General features: G+C 68.7%; 22 protein-coding genes and 1 pseudogene. 17 read left to right on the top strand and 6 right to left on the bottom strand.

Annotated features, from left to right (window positions below; all coding sequences use genetic code 11):
• Positions 1–88: 88 nt before the first annotated feature.
• Entirely contained in the window at positions 89–463 is a 375-nt protein-coding gene (locus GQ57_RS29875) for an Mth938-like domain-containing protein (RefSeq protein ID WP_031403207.1), read from the bottom strand.
• Positions 464–778: 315 nt separating this feature from the next.
• Here GQ57_RS29875 and GQ57_RS29870 point away from each other — a divergent pair, with 315 nt between their 5' ends.
• The 6 genes from GQ57_RS29870 (at position 779) to GQ57_RS29845 (ending at position 7,133) form a co-directional block, all read left to right on the top strand.
• Positions 779–2,017 carry a pyridoxal phosphate-dependent aminotransferase gene (locus GQ57_RS29870; protein WP_031403206.1) on the top strand — a complete coding sequence of 413 codons (1,239 nt, stop codon included), beginning with the start codon at positions 779–781 and terminating at the stop codon, positions 2,015–2,017.
• A gap of 52 nt (positions 2,018–2,069) precedes the next feature.
• Positions 2,070–3,398, top strand: a complete 1,329-nt coding sequence (locus tag GQ57_RS29865) for a homoserine dehydrogenase (RefSeq protein ID WP_031403205.1) — start codon at positions 2,070–2,072, stop codon at positions 3,396–3,398.
• A gap of 12 nt (positions 3,399–3,410) precedes the next feature.
• A complete protein-coding gene (gene thrC, locus GQ57_RS29860; RefSeq protein ID WP_031403204.1) occupies positions 3,411–4,862 on the top strand; it encodes a threonine synthase in 1,452 nt (483 codons plus the stop codon).
• A 261-nt stretch (positions 4,863–5,123) separates the two neighbouring features.
• Complete coding sequence (locus tag GQ57_RS29855; protein WP_031403203.1) at positions 5,124–6,371, top strand: molybdopterin molybdotransferase MoeA; 1,248 nt, start codon at positions 5,124–5,126, stop codon at positions 6,369–6,371.
• 19 nt (positions 6,372–6,390) lie between these two features.
• On the top strand, positions 6,391–6,648 hold the full coding sequence (gene moaD / locus GQ57_RS29850) for a molybdopterin converting factor subunit 1 (protein WP_034199744.1): 258 nt from the start codon (positions 6,391–6,393) through the stop codon (positions 6,646–6,648).
• 8 nt (positions 6,649–6,656) lie between these two features.
• Positions 6,657–7,133, top strand: a complete 477-nt coding sequence (locus GQ57_RS29845) for a molybdenum cofactor biosynthesis protein MoaE (protein WP_034199745.1) — start codon at positions 6,657–6,659, stop codon at positions 7,131–7,133.
• Between the two features lie 76 nt (positions 7,134–7,209).
• Here the strand turns inward: GQ57_RS29845 and GQ57_RS29840 are convergent, their stop codons facing one another.
• A complete protein-coding gene (locus tag GQ57_RS29840) occupies positions 7,210–7,770 on the bottom strand; it encodes a group III truncated hemoglobin (RefSeq protein WP_034199746.1) in 561 nt (186 codons plus the stop codon).
• A gap of 243 nt (positions 7,771–8,013) precedes the next feature.
• On the opposite strand from GQ57_RS29840, the gene GQ57_RS29835 reads away from it, so the two are divergent.
• Both GQ57_RS29835 and clpB read left to right on the top strand, forming a co-directional pair.
• Positions 8,014–8,532 (top strand): Rrf2 family transcriptional regulator, encoded by a 519-nt coding sequence (locus tag GQ57_RS29835; protein WP_031403199.1) that lies wholly within the window; start codon positions 8,014–8,016, stop codon positions 8,530–8,532.
• Positions 8,533–8,689: 157 nt separating this feature from the next.
• Positions 8,690–11,287 (top strand): ATP-dependent chaperone ClpB, encoded by a 2,598-nt coding sequence (gene clpB / locus GQ57_RS29830; RefSeq protein WP_031403198.1) that lies wholly within the window; start codon positions 8,690–8,692, stop codon positions 11,285–11,287.
• 115 nt (positions 11,288–11,402) lie between these two features.
• Here clpB and GQ57_RS29825 read toward each other — a convergent pair whose 3' ends face one another.
• Positions 11,403–11,840 (bottom strand): YidB family protein, encoded by a 438-nt coding sequence (locus GQ57_RS29825; RefSeq protein WP_031403197.1) that lies wholly within the window; start codon positions 11,838–11,840, stop codon positions 11,403–11,405.
• Positions 11,841–11,928: 88 nt separating this feature from the next.
• Complete coding sequence (locus tag GQ57_RS29820) at positions 11,929–12,537, bottom strand: ComEA family DNA-binding protein (RefSeq protein ID WP_034199747.1); 609 nt, start codon at positions 12,535–12,537, stop codon at positions 11,929–11,931.
• 286 nt (positions 12,538–12,823) lie between these two features.
• On the opposite strand from GQ57_RS29820, the gene GQ57_RS29815 reads away from it, so the two are divergent.
• Entirely contained in the window at positions 12,824–13,285 is a 462-nt protein-coding gene (locus GQ57_RS29815) for a MerR family transcriptional regulator (protein ID WP_031403195.1), read from the top strand.
• Positions 13,269–13,673, top strand: coding sequence for a carboxymuconolactone decarboxylase family protein (locus GQ57_RS29810; RefSeq protein ID WP_034199748.1), 405 nt, complete (start codon positions 13,269–13,271; stop codon positions 13,671–13,673). Before GQ57_RS29815 ends, GQ57_RS29810 begins: the two co-directional genes overlap by 17 nt.
• A gap of 19 nt (positions 13,674–13,692) precedes the next feature.
• Here GQ57_RS29810 and GQ57_RS29805 read toward each other — a convergent pair whose 3' ends face one another.
• Positions 13,693–15,609, bottom strand: a complete 1,917-nt coding sequence (locus GQ57_RS29805; protein ID WP_031403193.1) for a sigma-54-dependent Fis family transcriptional regulator — start codon at positions 15,607–15,609, stop codon at positions 13,693–13,695.
• Between the two features lie 419 nt (positions 15,610–16,028).
• Between GQ57_RS29805 and GQ57_RS44170 the strand changes: the two genes are divergently transcribed.
• The 7 genes and pseudogenes from GQ57_RS44170 to lipA all read left to right on the top strand — a co-directional run bounded on the left by GQ57_RS44170 (position 16,029) and on the right by lipA (position 21,607).
• On the top strand, positions 16,029–16,163 hold the full coding sequence (locus GQ57_RS44170) for a hypothetical protein (RefSeq protein WP_268810891.1): 135 nt from the start codon (positions 16,029–16,031) through the stop codon (positions 16,161–16,163).
• Positions 16,160–17,218, top strand: a complete 1,059-nt coding sequence (locus GQ57_RS29800; protein ID WP_031403192.1) for an ATP-NAD kinase family protein — start codon at positions 16,160–16,162, stop codon at positions 17,216–17,218. The genes GQ57_RS44170 and GQ57_RS29800 overlap by 4 nt, the downstream gene beginning before the upstream one ends.
• Positions 17,219–17,315: 97 nt before the next feature.
• Positions 17,316–17,399: pseudogene (locus GQ57_RS42265) on the top strand (SDR family NAD(P)-dependent oxidoreductase); the annotation flags it as partial.
• 77 nt (positions 17,400–17,476) lie between these two features.
• Positions 17,477–18,460 carry a thiamine pyrophosphate-dependent dehydrogenase E1 component subunit alpha gene (locus GQ57_RS29795; RefSeq protein ID WP_031403191.1) on the top strand — a complete coding sequence of 328 codons (984 nt, stop codon included), beginning with the start codon at positions 17,477–17,479 and terminating at the stop codon, positions 18,458–18,460.
• A gap of 54 nt (positions 18,461–18,514) precedes the next feature.
• Positions 18,515–19,519 (top strand): alpha-ketoacid dehydrogenase subunit beta, encoded by a 1,005-nt coding sequence (locus GQ57_RS29790; protein ID WP_031403190.1) that lies wholly within the window; start codon positions 18,515–18,517, stop codon positions 19,517–19,519.
• Positions 19,520–19,523: 4 nt separating this feature from the next.
• Positions 19,524–20,639, top strand: a complete 1,116-nt coding sequence (locus GQ57_RS29785) for an acetoin dehydrogenase dihydrolipoyllysine-residue acetyltransferase subunit (protein ID WP_034199749.1) — start codon at positions 19,524–19,526, stop codon at positions 20,637–20,639.
• A 2-nt stretch (positions 20,640–20,641) separates the two neighbouring features.
• Positions 20,642–21,607 carry a lipoyl synthase gene (gene lipA / locus GQ57_RS29780; RefSeq protein ID WP_031403188.1) on the top strand — a complete coding sequence of 322 codons (966 nt, stop codon included), beginning with the start codon at positions 20,642–20,644 and terminating at the stop codon, positions 21,605–21,607.
• A gap of 9 nt (positions 21,608–21,616) precedes the next feature.
• On the opposite strand, the gene GQ57_RS29775 is transcribed toward lipA, so the two are convergent.
• On the bottom strand, positions 21,617–22,975 hold the full coding sequence (locus GQ57_RS29775) for an MATE family efflux transporter (protein ID WP_031403187.1): 1,359 nt from the start codon (positions 22,973–22,975) through the stop codon (positions 21,617–21,619).
• Between the last annotated feature and the right edge of the window lie 2 nt (positions 22,976–22,977).

Raw genomic sequence — 22,977 nt, 5'->3', positions numbered from 1 at the left:
GCTCATTGAGCGTTAATCCCCGATGCGGTAAAACTCGGGCCGGGCGGGGGGATCGACCCGCTCGGCCCGAGTTTTACCGCATCGGGGATTAACGTTCAATCAGCAGCGCGGCGGCGACTTTGCGGCCCTCGGCCATCAGGATGTTGTAGGTGCGGCACGCGGCCTGGAAATCCATCGTCTCGACGCCGATCCGCTTCGCGGTGAGCGCGGCGACGAGCCGCGGGTGCGGGAAGCGCAGCCGCGCGCCGCTGCCGAAGATCACGAGTTCCGGCGTCGGGTCGAGCAGCATCGCGAAATGCTCGGGCGCGAGCGCGTCGAACGACGACACCGGCCATGCCTGGACCGGCGCGCCGGGCAGCACGATGACGCTCGTTTCGTGGCGTTGGAGATTGACGTCGACATAATCGGGGCCGTAGCCGGTGACGGTGTTGAGCGCGCCGCTCGCGTCCTGGTGCAGTTTCAAGTCGGTATTCCGCGGTTCCGAAGGGGAATGGGTCGCAGGGCCGAAGGGGCCCGGATGGCCGGATTCGCATGCCCGGGCGCGCGGGACGCCTGACGGCGCGGGCCCGGCGCGGCTATGGTGCATTGCGAAAGTCAGCCAAAATCCGCTAAATTATAACTTTTTGGTCGCCCCCGGGCGCCACTTGCGTCGTGCGTCGCCACAAGCCGCGTCCGACCGCCCGCTTTTTTCCCAGTCTAGACAGCGCGCACAGACCGGCCGCTTTCCAGTTTTGATCCCGTCCCCCGGCCGCGAGGCCAACCCAGGAACCGTGTCGTCGTGAAACCGATTCAGAAATCGAACAAGCTGCTCAACGTCTGCTACGACATCCGTGGCCCGGTGCTCGAGCACGCGAAGCGCCTCGAGGATGAAGGCCACCGCATCATCAAGCTGAACATCGGCAACCTCGCGCCGTTCGGTTTCGAGGCGCCGGACGAGATCATCCAGGACATGATCCGCAACCTGCCGTCGTCGTCGGGCTATTCGGATTCGAAGGGCGTGTTCTCTGCCCGCAAGGCCGTGATGCACTACACGCAGGAAAAGGGCGTCGTGGGCGTCGGCCTCGACGACATCTACATCGGCAACGGCGCGTCCGAGCTGATCGTGATGGCGACCCAGGCGCTGCTGAACGACGGGGACGAAGTCCTGCTGCCCGCGCCCGACTACCCGTTGTGGACGGCCGCGGTGAGCCTGTCGGGCGGCACGCCCGTGCACTACGTGTGCGACGAGCAGAACGCGTGGATGCCCGATCTCGACGACATCCGCCGCAAGATCACGCCGAACACGAAGGCGCTCGTCGTGATCAACCCGAACAATCCGACCGGCGCGCTTTATTCGGACGAATTGCTGCTCGAGCTGCTCGAGATCGCGCGCCAGCACGGGCTGATCGTGTTCGCCGACGAGGTCTACGACAAGATCGTCTACGACGGTCTCGAGCACACGGCGCTCGGTTCGCTGTCGGAGGACGTGATCACCGTCACGTTCAACAGCCTGTCGAAAAGCTATCGCTCGTGCGGCTACCGCGCGGGCTGGATGGCCGTCTCGGGCCTCGGCGGCGACAACCGGCGGCGCGCGAAGGATTACCTCGAGGGGCTCGGCATCCTGTCGTCGATGCGCCTGTGCGCGAACGTGCCCGGCCAGTTCGCGATCCAGACGGCGCTCGGCGGCTACCAGAGCATCAACGAGCTGATCGTGCCGAGCGGGCGCCTGTACAAGCAGCGCGAGCTCGCGTATGACATGCTCACGTCGATCCCGGGCGTGACCTGCGTGAAGCCGCAGGCCGCGCTGTACATGTTCCCGCGCCTCGACCCGAAGCTTTACCCGATCCAGAACGACCAGCAGTTCATTCTCGACCTGTTGCTCGAGGAGCGCGTGCTGCTCGTGCAGGGCACGGGGTTCAACTGGGCGACGCCGGACCATTTCCGCGTGGTCTTCCTGCCGAACCTCGACGACCTGGCCGATTCGATCAACCGGATCGCACGCTTCCTCGACGGCTACCGCAAGCGCCATTCGGCCTGAGCGGCGGGACCACACGAAACTCATGACTTCTCACTCATCGATCACACGCAGCATGGAACCGATCAAAGTTGGCCTGTTGGGCTTCGGCACGGTGGGCAGCGGCACCTTCACGGTGCTGGGCCGTAACCAGGAAGAAATCAAGCGACGCGCGGGGCGCGGCATCGAGGTGACGCGCATTGCCGTGCGCAATCCGGCGAAGGCGCTGGCCGCGCTCGGCGGCGACGCCGGCGCCGCGCAGATCACCGACGATTTCAACGCGGTCGTCGACGATCCGTCGATCGCGATCGTCGCCGAGATGATCGGCGGCACGGGCATCGCGCGCGAGCTCGTGCTGCGCGCGATCGCGAACGGCAAGCACGTCGTGACAGCCAACAAGGCGCTGCTCGCGGTGCACGGCACCGAGATCTTCGAGGCCGCGCGCGCGAAGGGCGTGATGGTCGCGTTCGAGGCCGCCGTCGCCGGCGGCATCCCGATCATCAAGGCGCTGCGCGAAGGGCTCACCGCGAACCGCATCCAGTACATCGCGGGCATCATCAACGGCACCACCAACTACATCCTGTCGGAAATGCGCGACCGCGGGCTCGACTTCGCGACCGCCCTGAAGGCCGCCCAGGCGCTCGGCTACGCGGAAGCCGATCCGACTTTCGACATCGAAGGCGTCGACGCCGCGCACAAGGCGACGATCATGAGCGCGATCGCGTTCGGCGTGCCGGTGCAGTTCGAACGCGCGTACGTCGAGGGCATCAGCAAGCTCGACGCGACCGACATCCGCTACGCGGAAGAACTCGGCTACCGGATCAAGCTGCTCGGCATCACGCGCCGCGCCGCAAACGGCATCGAGCTGCGCGTGCACCCGACGCTGATCCCCGAGAAGCGCCTGCTCGCGAACGTCGAGGGTGCGATGAACGCGGTCGTCGTGCATGGCGACGCGGTCGGCACGACGCTGTACTACGGCAAGGGCGCCGGCGCGGAGCCGACCGCGTCGGCCGTCGTCGCGGATCTCGTCGACGTCACGCGCCTGCACACCGCCGATCCCGAGCATCGCGTGCCGCATCTCGCATTCCAGCCCGACAGCCTGTCGAACACGCCGATCCTGCCGATCGACGAAGTGACGAGCGGCTACTACCTGCGCCTGCGCGTCGCCGACCAGACCGGCGTGCTGGCCGACATCACGCGCATCCTCGCCGCATCGGGCATCTCGATCGACGCGCTGCTGCAGAAGGAATCGGAGGAGGTCGACGCCGCGAACGGCGAAACCGACATCATCCTGATCACGCACGTCACGCTCGAGAAGAACGTCAATGCGGCGATCGCGCAAATCGAGAAGCTGGAGACGGTCGTGTCGAAGGTGACGAAGCTGCGCATGGAAGCGCTGAACTGAGCTGAGGGCGACATGAACTACATTTCCACGCGCGGCGCCGGCATCGGCGAGCGCCACACGTTTTCAGACATCCTGCTCGGCGGTCTCGCGAAGGACGGCGGGCTCTACCTGCCGGCCGAGTATCCGAAGGTCTCGGCCGACGAACTCGCGCGCTGGCGCACGCTGCCGTACGCGGATCTCGCGTTCGAGATCCTGTCGAAGTTCTGCGACGACGTTCCGGCCGACGACCTGCGCGCGATCACGCGCCGCACGTACACGGCCGACGTCTACCGCAACACGCGCCACGGCGAGAACGCGGCCGACATCACGCCGCTGAAGACGCTCGGCACCGAGCACGGCGCGGCGCTGTCGCTGCTCGAACTGTCGAACGGCCCGACGCTGGCGTTCAAGGACATGGCGATGCAGTTGCTCGGCAACCTGTTCGAGTACACGCTGGCCAAGCACGGCGAAGCGCTGAACATCCTCGGCGCGACCTCGGGCGACACCGGCAGCGCGGCCGAATACGCGATGCGCGGCAAGGCCGGCGTGCGCGTGTTCATGCTGTCGCCGCACCGGAAGATGAGCGCGTTCCAGACGGCCCAGATGTTCAGCCTGCAGGATCCGAACATCTTCAACCTCGCGGTCGAAGGCGTGTTCGACGATTGCCAGGACATCGTGAAGGCGGTGTCGAACGATCACGCGTTCAAGGCGCAGCAGAAGATCGGCACGGTCAACTCGATCAACTGGGCGCGCGTGGTCGCGCAGGTCGTCTATTACTTCAAGGGCTACTTCGCGGCCACCGGGTCGAACGACGAGCGCGTGTCGTTCACGGTGCCGTCGGGCAACTTCGGCAACGTCTGCGCGGGCCATATCGCGCGGATGATGGGGCTGCCGATCGCGAAGCTGGTGGTCGCGACCAACGAGAACGACGTGCTCGACGAGTTCTTCCGCACCGGCGCGTACCGCGTGCGCAGCGCCGAGAACACCTATCACACGAGCAGCCCGAGCATGGACATCTCGAAGGCGTCGAACTTCGAGCGCTTCGTGTTCGACCTGCTCGGCCGCGATCCGGCGCGCGTGATGCAGCTGTTCCGCGACGTCGAGGAGAAGGGCGGTTTCGATCTCGCGGCGAGCGGCGATTTCGCGCGCGTTGCGGAGTTCGGCTTCGTGTCGGGCCGCAGCAGCCATGCCGACCGCATCGCAACGATCCGCGACGTGTTCTCGCGTTACGACACGATGATCGATACGCACACGGCCGACGGCGTGAAGGTCGCGCGCGAGCATCTCGACGCGGGCGTGCCGATGGTCGTCCTCGAGACGGCGCAGCCGATCAAGTTCGGCGAGACGATCCGCGAAGCGCTCGATCGCGAAGCCGAGCGTCCGGCCGCATTCGACGGGCTCGAGGCGCTGCCGCAGCGCTTCGAGGTCGTGAAGGCCGACGCGCAGCAGGTGAAGGACTTCATCGCCGCACACACGGGCGCGTGACGCACGGCCGGGCCGCAGGCCCGGCCGCGCAGGACGGCCGGCATCCCGATGCGTCGAACGGATCGGGATGCCGGCCGTTTCGTTTGGTGGCGCGGTGGCGCGGGGCGCCGGCGGCGGCCGGTCCGCCGCGCGTCGCGTGAAACAGGTGCCAGACCGGCGCGTTCGCGCCAATCACAGTTCTCGCATGTCCGCCATATCGCGCGCCCGCGCGACGGCGTCGCTACAATGACGTATTGATTCCCACGCTCCCCGATTCCATCGATGTCGAACCCGAATCCCGCGGCGCCGCGCGCGCCGATGCTGTCGACCGCCGAAGCGCTCGCCGCGCTGCTCGACGCCGCGAAGCCGCTGCCCGGCGCCGAAACCGTCGCCACGCTCGATGCGCTGGGCCGCGTGCTCGCGGCCGACGTGAGTTCGCCGCTCGACGTGCCGCCGATGCACACGAGCGCGATGGACGGCTATGCGGTGCGCGTCGCCGACCTGCTGCACGGCGAGCGTCGCCTGCCGGTGTCGCAGCGCATTCCGGCCGGCCATCCGGCCGGGCCGCTCGCGGCCGGCACGGCCGCCCGGATCTTCACCGGTGCGACGGTGCCGCCGGGAGCCGATGCCGTCGTGATGCAGGAGCAGACCGCGGCCGACGGCGACGCGGTCGAGATCCTGCACACGCCGAAGGCGGGCGAGTGGATCACCGCGCAGGGCGCGGACATCCGGCAGGGGGCGGTGATCCTGCCGGCCGGCACGCGGCTCACGCCGCAGGCGCTCGGCCTGGCCGCGTCGGTCGGTTGCGCGCAGTTGTCGGTCGCGCGGCGGATTCGCGTCGCGGTGTTCTTCACCGGCGACGAACTGACGATGCCGGGCGAGCCGCTGAAGCCCGGCGCGATCTACAACTCGAATCGCTTCACGCTGCGCGGGCTGCTGGAGCGGCTCGGCTGCCATGTGACCGACTACGGGATCGTGCCCGACTCGCTCGCCGCGACGCGCGACACGCTGCGCGCGGCCGCGCGCGATCACGACCTGATCCTGACGAGCGGCGGCGTATCGGTCGGCGACGAGGATCACGTGAAGCCGGCCGTCGAGGCCGAAGGGCGGCTGGCGCTGTGGCAGATCGCGATGAAGCCCGGCAAGCCGCTCGCCTACGGCGCGGTGCGCCGCGGCGACGACCGGCCCGATGCCCACTTCATCGGGTTGCCCGGCAATCCCGTGTCGAGCTTCGTCACGTTCCTGCTGTTCGTGCGGCCGTTCCTGTTGCGCCTGTCCGGCGTGCGTGACGTCGCGCCGCGCGCGCTGTCGCTGCGTGCCGATTTTTCGCAAGGCAAGGGCGACCGGCGCAACGAATTCCTGCGCGCACGCGTCAATGCGGCCGGCGGCCTCGAGCTGTTTCCGAACCAGAGTTCGGCGGTGCTGACGTCGACGGTCTGGGGCGACGGTCTGATCGACAATCCGCCGCAGCACGCGATCAGCGCCGGCGAGACCGTGCGTTTCATCCCGTTTTCCGAACTGCTGTCGTAACGCGACGGCTTCCCGAACCATGAAGATTCAGCTGAAATTCTTTGCGAGCGTCCGCGAGGCGCTGGGCGTCGCCGACGAGCAGGCCGACGTACCGGACGGCGTTACGACCGTCGGCGACGTGCGCGCGTGGTTGCGCGTGCGCGGCGGTGCGTGGGCCGAGACGCTGGCCGAAGGGCGCGCGCTGCGCATGGCCTGCAACCACGAGATGACCGATCCCGGCACGCGGCTCACCGAAGGCTGCGAGGTCGCGTTCTTTCCGCCGGTGACGGGCGGCTGAGGCGCGCGATGGCAACGGTACGAATCCAGGCCGACGATTTCGACCTGAACGCCGAAGTGACGGCACTGCGGGCGCGCAATCCGAAGATCGGCGCGGTCGCGTGCTTCGTCGGCACGGTGCGCGACTTGAACGAAGGCGATTCGGTCGCCGCGATGGAGCTCGAGCACTACCCGGGGATGACCGAGAAGGCGCTCGAGAAGATCGCCGCGGAGGCCGGCCGGCGCTGGCCCGGCATCGACGTCGCGATCGTGCATCGCGTCGGCAGGCTGCTGCCGCTCGACCAGATCGTGATGGTGGCGACGGTTGCCGCCCATCGCGGCGATGCGTTCGCGTCGTGCGAGTTCGTGATGGACTACCTGAAGACCGAAGCGCCGTTCTGGAAGAAGGAAACGACGCCGGACGGCGAGCGTTGGGTCGATGCGCGCAGCACCGACGATGCCGCGCTCGCGCGCTGGGGCGTCGAATCGGGCAACGCGCGGCGCTGAGCGCGGCGTGCGTCATCGCGGTGCGGCGATGCGCCGCATCGGCGCGACCGCCGCGCGTGACGTGTCAGCGGCTGCGTCAAGCGTCAGGGTCGGTGCCGCGCCCGATGATCTTCGCCGGAAAGGGTTCGCCGCGGGCGCGCGACGGTAGCGCGTGCGGATCGTCGCCCGCGTCGCGGCGGCGCGGCGCGATGGCGTCGAGCAGCGCCTGCTGTTCGGGCGGAATCCGGTAGTCCCAGCCGAACCGGCTCAATTGCAGGCTCTGCGCGATCCGCAGTGCGGGTTCCATGAAGCGGATCGCCGCGGGCGGCGCGTAGCGCGTCTCGACGGTCTTCAGGAACAGCGACAGCCAGCGGCTGAAATGGGCCGGCTCGATCCCGTCGAGCGGCTGGTGCGCCTGCTGCACGTTGCCGCGGTAGCCCTTGGTGCCGAGCACGAGACTCGACCAGAACGTGACCATCTTCGGCAGGTGGTCGTTCCAGCGGCCGGCCAGCTTCGCGTCGAACACGGGCCCGAGCAGCGGGTCGGCGCGCACGCGGTCGTAGAACGCGTAGACGAGGTCGCGAATGTTTTCTTCGGTCGGCTCGGCGTCGCGAGGGCGGGCCGGTGCGGTATCGGGCGAGGCGGACATGACGGTCATGGCAAAAGGGCCGGGAAACAGGGGCGGAGGCGGCGCGGGCATCGAGCAGGACGCCGGCCGGATTTTGACGCAAAATAGCGTCCAGCGTCCCCTGCAAAACGTGCAGATGTAATGCATCTTATTGCGCACGCGCCATCCCGGCAACCGGGGGCCGTGGAACGGGGCCGCCGGCCGGCTTCCCGCGCCTCCCGATCGGCCCGGCTCACGTAATCGGGGTACGATCGATCTTTTCCGTATTCGCCCATGAGACTCACCGACTATACCGACTACTCGCTGCGCGTGATGCTGTACCTTGCCGTGCGCGGCGAGGGGCTCGCGACGATCCAGGAGATCTCGGACGCCTACGGCATCTCGAAGAATCATCTGATGAAGGTCGTGCAGCAGCTCGGCGAGCTGGGATGGGTCGACACGGTGCGCGGCCGCAATGGCGGGCTGCGGATTTTCCCGGAATCGCTGCAGCTGACGGTCGGCCAGGTCGTGCGCGCGACCGAGAGCGACTTCGCACTGGTCGGCTGCTTCCCGTCCGACGACGGCGAGGCGCGCGGCTGCGTGATCGAGCCGCAGTGCCGCCTGAAGGGCGTGCTGGCGGCCGCGCGCGATGCGTTCTTTGCCGAACTCGACCGTCACCGGCTCTGCGAGCTGGTCGAACCTGCCGCGCCGCTCATGACGTTGCTCGGCATCCGACCGGTTGCGCTTGCGCGCGCCGCATCGTCGCAGGACGACGCGACGGCGCCCGTCGAGCCGCCGTCGACGGGCCGCTGACCCGCGCGCGCCGCGCGCCCCGGTCCTGCTTTGGCGCGCCTCCGGGCCGCATCTCGGCGATCCGGCAATTTTTGCGCTGAATCAACCCGAATTTCGCTTGAAAGCCGCATAACCATCCTCATCTTGGTGTTAATCGAAAATTGGAGGTCTCGACTAAATGAGAATCGACAAGCTCACCACCAAGTTCCAGGAAGCACTCGCGGATGCGCAAAGCCTTGCGGCAGGCCGCGACAATCAATACATCGAACCTGTTCACGTACTGGCCGCGCTGGTCGCGCAGCAGGACGGCTCCGCGCGCTCGCTGATGTCGCGTGCGGGCGTTCACGTGCAGGCGCTGCAAGGCGCGCTGAACGAAGCCATCTCGCGCCTGCCGCAAGTGACGGGCACGGGCGGCGACATCCAGATCGGCCGTGAACTGGCCGGGCTGCTGAACCAGGCCGACAAGGAAGCGCAGAAGCTCAACGATACGTTCATCGCGAGCGAGATGTTCCTGCTTGCCGCGTCGGACGACAAGGGCGACGCGGGCAAGCTCGCGCGTCAGCACGGCATGACGCGCAAGGCGCTCGAAGCCGCGATCGCCGCGGTGCGCGGCGGCTCGCAGGTGCACAGCCAGGATGCGGAAAGCCAGCGCGAGGCATTGAAGAAATACACGGTCGACCTGACCGAGCGCGCCCGTGCGGGCAAGCTCGATCCGGTGATCGGCCGCGACGACGAAATTCGCCGCTCGATCCAGATTCTGCAGCGCCGCACGAAGAACAACCCGGTGCTGATCGGCGAGCCGGGCGTCGGCAAGACGGCGATCGTCGAAGGGCTCGCGCAGCGGATCGTCAACGGCGAAGTGCCGGAGACGCTGAAGGGCAAGCGCGTGCTGTCGCTCGACATGGCCGCGCTGCTGGCGGGCGCGAAGTATCGCGGCGAATTCGAGGAGCGCCTGAAGGCGGTGCTCAACGACATCGCGAAGGACGAAGGCCAGACGATCGTCTTCATCGACGAAATCCATACGATGGTCGGCGCCGGCAAGGCCGAGGGGGCAATGGATGCGGGCAACATGCTGAAGCCGGCGCTGTCGCGCGGCGAGCTGCACTGCATCGGCGCGACCACGCTCGACGAATACCGCAAGTACATCGAGAAGGATGCCGCGCTCGAGCGCCGTTTCCAGAAGGTGCTCGTCGACGAACCGAGCGTCGAGGCGACGATCGCGATCCTGCGCGGGCTGCAGGAGAAGTACGAGCTGCACCACGGCGTCGACATCACCGATCCGGCGATCGTTGCCGCGGCGGAGCTTTCGCACCGCTATATCACCGACCGCTTCCTGCCCGACAAGGCGATCGACCTGATCGACGAAGCCGCTTCGAAGATCAAGATGGAAATCGATTCGAAGCCCGAAGAGATGGACAAGCTCGACCGTCGGCTGATCCAGTTGAAGATCGAGCGCGAAGCCGTGAAGAAGGAGCAGGACGAAGCGTCGCAGAAGCGCCTGCAGCTGATCGAGGAAGAGATCGAGCGCCTGGGCCGCGAATATGCGGACCTCGAGGAGATCTGGACCGCCGAGAAAGCCGCGGTGCAGGGCAGTGCCCAGCTCAAGGAAGAAATCGAGAAGGTGCGTGCGGACATCGCGCGGCTGCAGCGTGACGGCAAGCTGGAGCGGGTCGCCGAGCTGCAGTACGGCAGGCTGCCGCAGCTCGAGGCCCAGCTGAAGCAGGTCACGCAGGCCGAAGAGCAGGAGCAGCACAACCCGACGCGTCCGCGACTGCTGCGCACGCAGGTCGGTGCAGAGGAAATCGCGGAAGTCGTGTCGCGCTCGACGGGGATTCCCGTGTCGCGCATGATGCAGGGCGAACGCGAGAAGCTGCTGCACATCGAGGAAAAGCTGCACGAGCGCGTGGTCGGCCAGCATGAGGCGATCGGCGCGGTGGCCGATGCGATCCGCCGTTCGCGCGCGGGTCTGGCCGATCCGAACCGTCCGTACGGCTCGTTCCTGTTCCTCGGCCCGACGGGGGTCGGCAAGACCGAGCTGTGCAAGGCGCTGGCGTCGTTCCTGTTCGATTCGGAAGAACACCTGATCCGCATCGACATGAGCGAGTTCATGGAGAAGCACAGCGTCGCGCGGCTGATCGGCGCGCCGCCGGGCTATGTCGGCTACGAGGAAGGCGGCTACCTGACGGAAGCCGTGCGCCGCAAGCCGTACAGCGTGATCCTGCTCGACGAGATCGAGAAGGCCCACCCGGACGTGTTCAACGTGCTGCTGCAGGTGCTCGACGACGGCCGCATGACGGATGGCCAGGGGCGGACGGTCGACTTCAAGAACACGGTCATCGTGATGACGTCGAACCTCGGCTCGCAGGTGATCCAGGCGATGACGGGTGCGCCGCAGGAAGAGATCAAGGACGCCGTGTGGCTCGAGGTGAAGCAGCATTTCCGCCCCGAGTTCCTGAACCGGATCGACGACGTCGTCGTGTTCCATGCGCTCGACCGCAGCAACATCGAGTCGATCGCGAAGATCCAGCTGGCGCGCCTGCACGATCGGCTCGCGAAGCTCGACATGGCGCTCGACGTGTCGGAGGCGGCGCTCGAGCAGATCGGCAAGGTCGGCTACGATCCGCTGTTCGGTGCGCGGCCGCTGAAGCGTGCGATCCAGCAGGAGATCGAGAACCCGGTCGCGAAGCTCATTCTCGCGGGCCGCTTCGGTCCGAAGGACGTGATTCCGGTCGACGTCCACGACGGCAAGTTCGTGTTCGACCGCGTCGTGCACTGACCGCGAGCCATCGGCCGCCGCCCGGTTCGGCCGGGCGCGCAAAAACAAACACCCCGCCGCAGGCGGGGTGTTTGCTTATGGAGGCGTCGACCGCGCCGCGCGCGGTCCCGGTCGCTCAGCCCTGCTTGTTGCCGCCGAACAGGCCGGCGATCTGCGACAGCGAGCCGAGCAGGTTCGACGTGTCGACCTGCGCCTGGCCGTCGGCCGGCACCGTGCCGTCCGGCGTCGCGTGGTTGACGACGTGCGGCAGCACCTGTGCGAGCACGGTCGAGGCCGTCGACGGATCGACGCCGAACTTGCTCGCCAGCGCACCGATCGCGTCCGAGCCGAGCACGTTCTGCAGCGTGTCCGGGGAGATCGGCTGGTTCTGGCCGGTGCCGACCCACGAACCGATGATGTCGCCGGCGCCGCCCGCCTTGAACTTCTCGATCAGGCCGTTCAGCCCGCCCGGCTGGTTGTTGATGAATTCGAGCGCGGTCGTGACCAGCGCGCCTTGCGAGTTGCCGCCGGCCTGGCCGCCGATCAGACCGCCAACGATGTCGAGGAGACCCATGGTTCTTCACCTTTACTGAAAAGGGCGTCGTGACGACGACGCCCGTTGAACGAATGCCGCGCGCACGCCGTCGCGCGCGCGGCGCACATCAGGCGCCCGACGCCGCGGCGGCGGAGGCTGCCTTGTCCTTCTTGCTCTTCTTCTTCGAACCCTTCGTCGCCTTTGCGGACGACGCTGCGGCCGGTGCGCTCGCAGCCGCACCCGCACCCGCACCCGCGTCGGCGGATGCCGCGGCGGCCGCCGCCGCTTTCTCCTTCTTCGATGCGCGCTTGCTCCTGGCCGGCTTCGCTGCCGCATCCGGTGTGCTTGCCGCCGGCGCCGTGGCCGTCGTGCCGGCGGTCGCGGCCGTGGACGTCGATGCGGTGCCCGCCGACGTCGTCGCCGGCGTGGCGGCCGGCTTCGACGGTTTCACGCCTTTCGGCGGCGTCGACGAGCCGCCGATCGTCAGGCCGTTTTCCTCGAGATGTCCCACCGATTTCGTGCCGAGGCCCTTCACGCGGTTCGCGAGATCGTCGGCGTCCTTGAACGGGCCGTTCCTGGTGCGCTCGTCGATGATCGCCTTCGACTTCACCGGCCCGAGACCCTTCACCGATTCGAGCGTGGCCTGATCGGCCGTGTTGACTTCGACGGCGGCGGCAAGGCCCGCAGCGAGCGACAGCGATAGCGCGACGAACAGCATCAGCAGCTTCTTCAGCATGGCAAAGGCTCCCTGGTTCTGGCGGATGAATGGCTGTTGCAACGGACGGCGGGACGGGGCCCGGCCGGGCGTCGCCGTTAAGCATAGGACAAATGCGTGCCCTTTTTAAGACAGGCTGACCGAATCTTGCTGAAGGCTTGCGCCGCTGTAAAGTCCGAAGCCCGCGCCGGGCGGCGATTTTGACCATTCTTTACGGTGTCGCGCCGATGTCGAGGGCGGCCGCCGCACTAGCCGTTCGACAGGGCTTGACTTAGAGTGAACTCTAACTCCTAACCTTGTTCCTGCCATGTCGAAAACCGCTGTCCCATCCTCTGCCGCCGCTCCGCTCACGATCGGCCAGGTCGCCGAAATGACCGGCGTGTCGGCGCACACGTTGCGCTATTACGAGCAGGCCGGCCTGCTGCGCGCGATTTCGCGCACGGCGGCCGGGCACCGGCTCTATGCGCCGGCCGATCTCGATTGGCTGGCCTTCGTGATGCGCCTGAAGGCGACCGGCATGCCGATCGCGCAGATGCAGGCATTCGCGGCGTTGCGCGCGCAAGGCGAGCCGACCTTCGGCGCGCGGCGCGAGTTGCTGGTCGCGCATCGCGACGCGGTGCGCGCGCATATCGCGGTGTTGCAGGCGAGCCTCGACGCGATCGGCGACAAGATCGCGTATTACGAGGCACGGGAGCGCGAAGCGGAACGACAGGCGAATTCTTCTCACTCTGCATCGGAACAGGACGGACACCATGGAACGACTCGTTGAAGACCGCTACGCGCGTGGCTGGAACAAACTGAAGGAAATCGACGGCGAAGTGGGCGAGCGCGTGATCGCGGCGCTTGCGCCGATCGCGCCGGACTTCGGACGGCTGCTGGTCGAGTTCGGTTTCGGCGACATCTACAGCCGGCCGCAACTCGACCTGAAGGCGCGCGAGATCGCGACGATCGCGGCGCTGGCCGCGCTCGGCAACGCACAGCCGCAGTTGAAGGTGCATGTCGAGGCCGCGCTGAACGTCGGCTGCACCCGCGACGAGATCGTCGAGGTATTCATGCAGATGGCCGTCTACGCGGGCTTTCCTGCCGCGCTCAATGCGCTGTTCGCCGCGCACGAGGTCTTCATGCAGCGCGAGGCCGCGGCCGTGCAGCCGGCGTGACGGCGCTCGCGCAGGCGCATCACGCGCGGTGCGGCGCGACGATCCGGTGCTTCGCGATGCGCCGGTACAGCGTCGCACGCGAAATGCCGAGCGCCTGCGCGGCCGCATCCGGCCGCCAGCGGTGCGCGGTGAGCGCCGCGACGATGCGGCCCCGTTCGTCGTCGGGCAGCGTGCCGGGCGACACCGTGCCGGGCGGCGCGGCGAAGTCGGCCGGCAGGTCGCGCCGCGTCACGCGTGCGGCGTCGCATACCGCGCACGCATAGCGCAGCACGTTGCGCAACTGCCGCACGTTGCCGGGCCACGGATGCGCGGCGAGCTGCTCGGCGAGCGCCGCATCGAGCGTCAGCACGTGGCCGGTCGCCTGCGCTTCCTCGGCGAACACGGCGGCTATCACGTCGCGCACGTCCGCGCGTTCGCGCAACGGCGGCAGTTCGAACGTCGCGCCGCCGAGCCGGTAGTACAGATCCTCGCGGAACGTGCCGTCGGCCACCATGCGCGCGAGATCGCGGTGCGTCGCGCAGATCACGTCGAGGTCGACGCGCACGGGCGTGTCGCTGCCGAGCGGCACGACTTCGCCGTCGGCGAGCACGCGCAACAGGCGTGTCTGCAGCGCGAGCGGCATGTCGCCGATTTCGTCGAGAAACAGCGTGCCGCCGTCGGCGAGCGCGATCTTGCCGCGAGCGCCGTGCTTGCGCGCGCCGGTGAACGCTCCGGCCGCATAGCCGAACAGTTCGCTCTCGATCAGCGCTTCCGGCAGCGCGCCGCAGTTGACCGCGACGAACGGCCGCGCGCGTCGCGCGCCGGCGTCGTGGATCGCGCGCGCGAACACTTCCTTGCCTGCACCGGTTTCGCCGAGCACGAGAATCGGCAGCCGCTTGCTCGCGACCCGCAGCGCGAGTTCGGCCTGCTGCGCGATGCGTGCATCGGGGCTGTGCAGGAACGGCGTGAGCGCGCCGACGTGGCGCTGCGCGCTGCCCGCGCGGCGTGAGGCCGTGCCGGGTTCGCGGCCGGTGCGCCGCAGCGGCGCACGCAGCCGTGCGTAGAGCGGCGCGCCGGTCGCGCGCAGCCGCAGCGCGACGATCGCGTCGAGCTGCGCGGCATCGCGCAGCGGCATCTCGGTCGCATCGAAGATCTCGTCGATATGGCGCGGTTCGCGCAGTGCCGGCAGCGCATCGCGCGCCTGCCGGTTCGCGGCGACGATATTGCCGCACTCGTCGAATGCGATCAGCCACTCGGGTTGCGCTTCGACGTAATGACGGTTCGGATGCCCGAACAGGATCCAGTACTGCGCGGTGCTGTGCACGAAGTAGCCGTCCTCGATCAGCGCCGCGCTCTGCCGCACGAGCTGATACACGAGACGCTGGCTGTCGCGGTTGTCCGGCGAGTGGACCGCCGACGCGTCGAGCACGCCGATCAGCTCGCCGCCGGGCGAGAAGATCGGCGCCGCACTGCAGGTGAGGGTCGTGAACGCCGCGCGAAAGTGGTCGGTCTTGTGCACGGTGATCGGCGCGAGATCGGTCAGCACGCTCGCGACGCCGCAAGTCCCTTCCTCGCTTTCCGACCAGCACGAGCCGATGTGCAACCCCGCATGACGGAAGTCGTTGCGGCGTTCGCGGTCGATCCGGTAGTCGATCGTCACGCCGTGCGCGTCGGTCAGCATCACGCAGTAGTCGGCGACGCGAATCATGTCGTGCAGCCGCGTCAGGCACTGGCCCGACGCGCGCAGGAACGCCTCCTCCTTGTCGCGCACCTCGCGCAGCTCGGCCGCGGTCAGCACGCGCGGGCCGATCGACGAAGCGGGGTCGAGACAGTAGCGCTCCAGCGACCGTTGCCACGACGACACGAGGCGCGCCGAATCGGCCGGCGCGGGCAGGCGCCCGGCGAGCGCGCCGAGCACGCGGTCGGCGTGCTGGGCCTGGGGGACGGCGTAGGGCATGGTCGGCTCCGGGGTTCCGTACGGCGGGGAATTCGATGTCCTTGTAGCACATCCCGTTCGGCGGATCACATTGCATCGCAGCACGCGGCGGGCTTGAGACGTTCGTCTCACCGGTATCTCGGTGCGTCTCGCATCGTTGAGACGCGGCCGCGGGCGTCGTGAAGGGATCGTCCGGCATCCGATCGAATCCGCGGTGCCGCGATGCCGCCGGGTTTGCGGGCAGCGCGCCGCGCCGATGCCGGCCTTCGCGGCGGTCGCGGCGGCCGTGGCGTTGCATCGAACGCGTGAGACGCACGGGCGGAAGCGGGCGCGCGCCGGGTCGTCACGGCAGCGGCGCCGGTGTGCGGGCAGGTCCGCCGCGCAAGCCTGTACGTGGGTTTCACGGTCGTCGCGTGGAAGATGGCACGCCGTTTGCAGGAATGTCCGGCAAGCCCGGCGCGATCGCGTCGGTGACGACGATCCGCCGCCCGTCGATGGCGGCGGACAAAACAGGCAGGGCCGGCGCTGGCGCCAATGCGCCGGCGCCGGCCGACTGGATGGAGACAAAACCGTGACGACGCCCGTTACCGTCGGCGTGATCGCGAACCCCGCATCGGGGCGCGACATCCGCCGCCTCACGACGCATGCATCCGTGTTCCCGACGGCGGAGAAGGCGAACATGATCGTGCGCCTGCTGGCCGGTCTCGGCGCGATGGGCGTCGAGCGCGTGCTGACGCTGCGCGACCGGACGGGCATTGCGACGCTGCTGCTGCGCGCGCTCGATACGCATCGTGCGGTCGCGTCGCGCGAGCGCTGGCCCGAGGTCGAGTTCGTCGACCTGCCGATCACCGATAGCGTTGCCGACACGCAGGCCGGCGCGGCGTACCTGCACCGGATGGAGGTCGCGCTGATCGTCGTGCTCGGCGGCGACGGCACCCATCGCGCCGTCGCCGCGCATTGCGGCGCGACGCCGCTCGTCGCGCTGTCCACCGGCACCAACAACGCATTCCCCGAACATCGCGAAGCGACCGTCGCCGGCGTGGCGGCAGGGCTCGTCGCGGCGGGCGCCGTGCCGGCCGAGATCGCGCTTGCGCGCAACAAGCGGCTCGTCGTGCGCTGCATCGCGGGCGCGCAGCCCGGGCGCGAGGAGATCGCGCTCGTCGACGTATGCGCGGCGCGACAGCGCTTCGTCGGCGCCCGCGCGATCTCGGGATCGGACGATATCGATTCTCTCTACCTGACGTTCGCGGAGCCGGACGGGATCGGCCTGTCCGCGCTCGGCGGCGCGTGGGCGCCGCTCGAACGCAGCGCGCCGCACGGGCTCGCGATGCGTTTTGCGGCCGAAGACAAGACGGCCGGCACGCCGCTCGTCGCGCCGATCGCGCCGGGCCGTGTCGATCGCGTCGTGATGCGCAGTTGCGAGCGGCTCGAGCCGGGTGCGTGGCAGACGATCCCGTTCGAGCGCGGCACGCTCGCGTTCGACGGCGAGCGAGAGATCGAGGTCGCGCGCGGCGATCGCTACGAGATTGCACTTGACTGGCACGGGCCGCTGACGGTCGACGTCGGCCGCACGCTGCGCTACGCGTCGTCCAGGCAACTGCTGCGCGATGCCGGCCCGTGGCGTGCTTGAGCGTTCGTTGCTCCGGTAAGCATTTCGGCATCCGTAACGATCATCGAGGAGACATCGCCATGACACTGCCACTCGAAGGACAAGCCGTCATCGTCACGGGCGGCGCGCGCTGCGCTTCGCGACGATGGACAACGTGACGGGCCGGACCGTGAACGTCGAAGGCGGCTTCACGTTCCGCTGACGGCCGCGCGCCGTGAGATCCGTCGCCGCGGCCCGGCCGCGGCGGCATTCGCAGTCAGACCTATCCAGGAGACATACATGACCGTTTCGAACCAGATCAGCAGGGACAAGCTGCTGGACGCCTACCGCCTGATGCGCACCATTCGCGAATTCGAGGAGCGCCTGCACGTCGAATTCGCGACCGGCGAGATTCCCGGTTTCGTGCACCTGTATGCGGGCGAGGAGGCGTCCGCGGTCGGCACGATGCTGCACCTCGGCCTCGCCGACTATGTCGCGACCACGCACCGCGGCCACGGCCATTGCATCGCGAAGGGCGTCGACGTGCACGGAATGATGGCCGAGATCTACGGCAAGAAGACCGGCGTCTGCCACGGCAAGGGCGGCTCGATGCACATCGCCGATCTGTCGATGGGGATGCTCGGCGCCAACGGGATCGTCGGCGCGGGCGGCCCGCTCGTGTGCGGCGCGGCGCTCGCGGCGAAGCACCGGAACACGGGCGGCGTCGGTGTGTGCTTCTTCGGCGACGGCGCGTCGAACCAGGGCGTGATCTTCGAGTCGATGAACCTCGCGGCGGTGTGGCGGCTGCCGGCGATCTTCGTCGCCGAGAACAACGGCTATGCGGAAGCGACGTCGTCGAGCTGGTCGGTCGCGACCGACAACATCGCCGATCGCGCGAACGGGTTCGGGATGCCGGGCGTGATCGTCGACGGCTTCGACTTCTTCGCGGTGCACGAGGCGCTCGGCGAGGCCGTCGAGCGCGCGCGCAACGGCGGCGGCCCGACGCTCGTCGAGGTGAAGTTCACGCGCTATTTCGGCCATTTCGAAGGCGATGCGCAAACCTACCGCGCACCGGGCGAGGTGCAGAAGCTGCGCGACGAAAAGGACTGCCTGAAGCATTTCGAGACGCGCGTCGTGCGCGCCGAAGCGCTGACGATCGGCGAACTGCGCGCGGTCGACGCGCAGGTGAAGGCGCTGATCGACGACGCGGTCGCGCAGGCCAAGAGCGCGCCGCTGCCCGATGCGGCCGACCTGCTGACCGACGTCTACGTGTCGTATCCGTGAGCGCGGCCTGACCCCGCGGCCGGCACGGCGAACCGAACATTCCAGGAGACAGACATGGCAAGGAAGATCACTTATTCGCAGGCGATCAACGAGGCGCTTGCGCAGGAGATGGCGCGCGACGAGAGCGTGATCGTGATGGGCGAGGACAATGCAGGCGGCGCGGGCGCGCCGGGCGAGGACGACGCATGGGGCGGCGTGCTCGGCGTGACGAAGGGGCTGTTCCACAAGTTTCCGGGCCGCGTGCTCGATACGCCGCTGTCCGAAGGCGGCTACATCGGCGCGGCGGTCGGCGCGGCCGCGTGCGGGATGCGGCCCGTCGCGGAGCTGATGTTCGTCGATTTCATGGGCGTGTGCTTCGACCAGATCTTCAACCAGGCCGCCAAATTCCGCTACATGTTCGGCGGCAAGGCCGTGACGCCGGTCGTGATCCGCGCGATGTACGGCGCCGGCCTGCGCGCTGCCGCGCAGCATTCGCAGATGCTCACGTCGCTGTTCACGCACATTCCCGGGCTCAAGGTCGTGTGCCCCGCGACGCCTTACGACGCGAAGGGGCTGCTGATCCAGGCGATCCGCGACAACGATCCCGTGATCTTTCTCGAACACAAGCTGCTCTATACGCGCGAAGGCGACGTGCCCGAGGAATCCTATGCGATTCCGTTCGGCGAGGCGAACGTGCTGCGCGACGGCGACGATGCGACGATCGTCACGTACGGCCGGATGGTGCATCTCGCGATGGACGCCGCCGCGACGCTCGCGAAGGACGGCATCCAGGTCGACGTGATCGACCTGCGCACGACGTCGCCGCTCGACACGGAGACGATTCTCGAAAGCGCGGAGCGCACCGGGCGCGTGGTGGTGGTCGACGAGGCGAACCCGCGCTGCTCGATCGCGACCGACATCGCCGCGCTCGTCGCGCAGCGCGCGTTCCGTGCGCTGCAGGCGCCGATCGAGCTTGTCACCGCGCCGCATACCCCCGCGCCGTTCGCGAGCGTGCTCGAAGACCTGTACATCCCGTCCGCCGATGCGATCGTGCAGGCGGTCCTGAAGACGAGGAGCTGACACGATGTCGATTCACATGATCACGATGCCCAAGTGGGGCCTGTCGATGGAGCAGGGGCAGGTCAACGGCTGGCTGAAGGCGATCGGCGAGCGCGTGACGAAGGGCGACGAAGTGCTCGACGTCGAGACCGACAAGATCTCGTCCGGCGTCGAATGCGCGTTCGACGGCACGCTGCGCCGCCAGGTCGCGCAGGAAGGCGAGACGCTGCCCGTGGGTGCGCTGCTCGGCGTCGTCGCGGCCGCCGATGCGAGCGATGCCGACATCGAGGCGGCGATCGCCGATTTCCAGCGCGATTTCGTGCCGAGCGCGGCTGCCGACGAGGCGGCCGGGCCGCAGCCCGAGAAGGCGCAGATCGGCGGCCGCACGGTGCGCTTCCTGAAGCTCGGCGACGGCGCGGGCACGCCCGCCGTGCTGATCCACGGCTTCGGCGGCGACCTGAACAACTGGCTGTTCAATCACGCCGATCTTGCCGCGCACCGGCCCGTGTGGGCACTCGACCTGCCGGGCCACGGCGAATCGGGCAAGGCGGTCGACATGGGCAGCCTCGACGAACTGGCGGACGCGGTGCTCGCGCTGCTCGATGCGCAGCACATCGACCGCGCGCACCTGATCGGCCATTCGATGGGCGGCGCGGTCGCGATGGCGGCCGCCGAGCGCGCGCCGCAACGCGTCGCATCGCTGACGCTGATCGCGAGCGCGGGGCTCGGCACGGACATCAATCGCACGTATATCGACGGCTTCGTCGCCGGCAACAGCCGCAACACGCTGAAGCCGCACCTCGGCGCGCTGTTCGCGGACAACGCGCTGGTCACGCGGCAACTCGTCGAGGATCTCGTCAAGTACAAGCGGCTCGAAGGCGTGCAGGCCGCGCTGGAGAAAATTGCGAACGCCGCGTTCGACGGCGCGGCGCAGCGGCGCGTGTTCCGCGACCGGCTCGCGTCGCTGGCGCCCCGTACGCTCGTGATCTGGGGCGAGCGCGACCAGGTGATTCCCGCGCAGCATGCGCAGGGCTTGCCGGACGGCGTGCGCGCCGAGGTGATCGCCGGCAGCGGGCACATGGTGCAGATGGAGGCCGCCGCCGACGTGAACCGCCTGATCGTCGCGTTTCTCGGAGCCTGACGATGGCCGCCGCGCTCGAACGACCCAGCCTCACGGCGCTCGGCCAGCCGGGCGCGCGCAGCCGCGACAAGCTCGCGCGCATCCCGGTGCGTGTCGAGCCCGCGGCCGGCGCGGCGCTGCCGAAGCCGCCGTGGCTGCGCGCGCGGCCGATGATGAGCGCGGCGGTCGCCGACATGGCGGCCGTGCTGCGCGACCATCGGCTGCATTCCGTCTGCGAGGAGGCGATGTGTCCGAACATCGGCGAATGTTTCGCGCAGCGCACCGCGACCTTCATGATCATGGGCGGGCTCTGCACGCGGCGCTGCCCGTTCTGCGACGTCGCGCACGGTCGTCCCGATCCGCTGGATCCCGGCGAGCCCGCGCGGCTGGCCGAGGCGGCCGCGGCGCTCGGGCTGCGCTACGTCGTGATTACGTCGGTCGACCGTGACGACCTGCGCGACGGCGGCGCCGCGCATTTCGCCGCGTGTATCGCGGCGGTGCGTGCAAGCGTGCCGGGCATCGGCGTCGAGGTGTTGACGCCGGATTTCCGCGGCCGTGTCGCGCGGGCGCTCGACGCGCTGTCGGCGGCCTGGCCCGACGTGTTCAACCACAACATCGAGACGGTGCCGTCGCTGTACCGGGCGGCGCGGCCGGGCGCCGACTATCGCGGCTCGCTCGAACTGCTCGCGCAGGCCAAGGCAGCGCGGCCGGGGCTGGTGACGAAATCGGGGTTGATGCTCGGGCTCGGCGAATGCGACGACGAGGTGCGCGACACGCTGCGCGACTTGCGCGCGCACGACGTCGACGTGCTGACGCTCGGCCAGTATCTCGCGCCGTCGGCGCATCATCTGCCGGTGCGGCGCTACGTGAGCCCGGCCGCGTTCGCCGCATGGCGCGACGAGGCGCTGGCGTACGGCTTCAGGGAGGTCGTGGCGGGCCCGCTCGTGCGGTCGTCGTATCACGCGGCCGACGTGCTGGACGGCGCGTAGCGGGGCGCGTCAGGCGCGGGCGGCGGCGACGCGCGCGCGGCTGACGCGGCGCAGGTAGGCCACGAGCCCGGTGCCCGCGAGCATCAGGCTGATCGTGTTCGCGAACCAGAAGCCGCGCGCGCCGGTCAGCCACGCGGGCGCGATCCCGCCCACGTCGAAGCCGAGCGTGTAGCCGCCGCTGAGCCCGACGCCCCACAGCGCGACCGCATAGATCACGGTCGGCACGATTGCCACCTTGTATGCGCGCAGCACGAACGCCGACGTGACCTGCAGTGCGTCGAACACGTGGTAGCACGCGACGATCGCGACGAGCGGCATCGCGGCCGCGGCGACGGCCGGGTTCGGCGTATAGCCGTCGATGATCAGCGGGCGCAGCCCGAACACGAGCAGGCCGTATGTCGCGGCAATGCCGCACGCGAAGATCACGCTGTGCCGGCCGAGCAGCCGGGCTTCCTCGGGACGCCCGGCGCCGAGCGCGCGCGCGACCAGCGTCGAGGCCGCCACGCCGATCGACAGCGGCGTCATGTACAGCACCGCGCCGATGTTGCCGGCGATCTGGTGGCCGGCGAGCGTCGTCGTGCCGAACTGCGCGATGAACAGCGCCATGCACGTGTACGACGTGACCTCGATCAGGTACGACAGGCCCATCGGCACGCCGAGCTTCAGGAGCGCCTTCTGACGCTCCCAGACGGGCCAGCAGAAGCGCGAGAAGATCGCGAGCGGCGCGAACACGTCGAGCTTCGCGAGCAGCGTGTAGCCGATCAGCGCGAGCGCCCAGTTGATCAGCGTGCTCGCGAGCCCGCAGCCCGGGCCGCCGAGGGCCGGCATGCCGAAACCGCCGAAGATGAACCACACGTTGAGCGGAAACTTGAGCAGCAGCGCGCCGACCTGCAGGATCATCGCCAGGCGCGGCTTGCCGGCCGCGTTGGTCAGTGCGTTGTAGATGCGGAAGACGAGGCTGGCGGGCAGCCCGTACGACAGGATGCGCAGGTAGTCGACGGTGCGGTCGTGCAGTGCGGCCGGTGCGTGTGCGATGCGCAGCAGCGGCTCCGGAAAATGCAGCAGGAGAAAGCCGGGGACCGCGAGCAGCAGCGCGAGCCACAGCGCCTGGCGGACTTCCTCGCCGATCTCGGCATGGCGCCGCGCGCCGTACAGTTGTCCGGCGATCGGCTGCAGCGCGGACAGGATGCCCATGAGGCCGATATAGATCGACACGTAGATCGACGAGCCGAGCCCTAGCGCGGCCAGATCGACGGCCGAATAGCGCCCGACCATCGCCGTGTCGATCACGCCGAACGCGATGATGGCGAGCTGGCCGACGAGCACCGGCCACGCGAGGCCTACGATCCGGCGAATGTCGCCGAGCATCG

Origin of the sequence: Burkholderia sp. MSh2 (genome assembly GCF_000731655.1) — a bacterium.
Classification (GTDB): Bacteria; Pseudomonadota; Gammaproteobacteria; order Burkholderiales; family Burkholderiaceae; genus Burkholderia; species Burkholderia paludis.
Note: the sequence above shows the minus strand (reverse complement) of the source record. Positions and strands in the feature narration are given on the sequence as shown.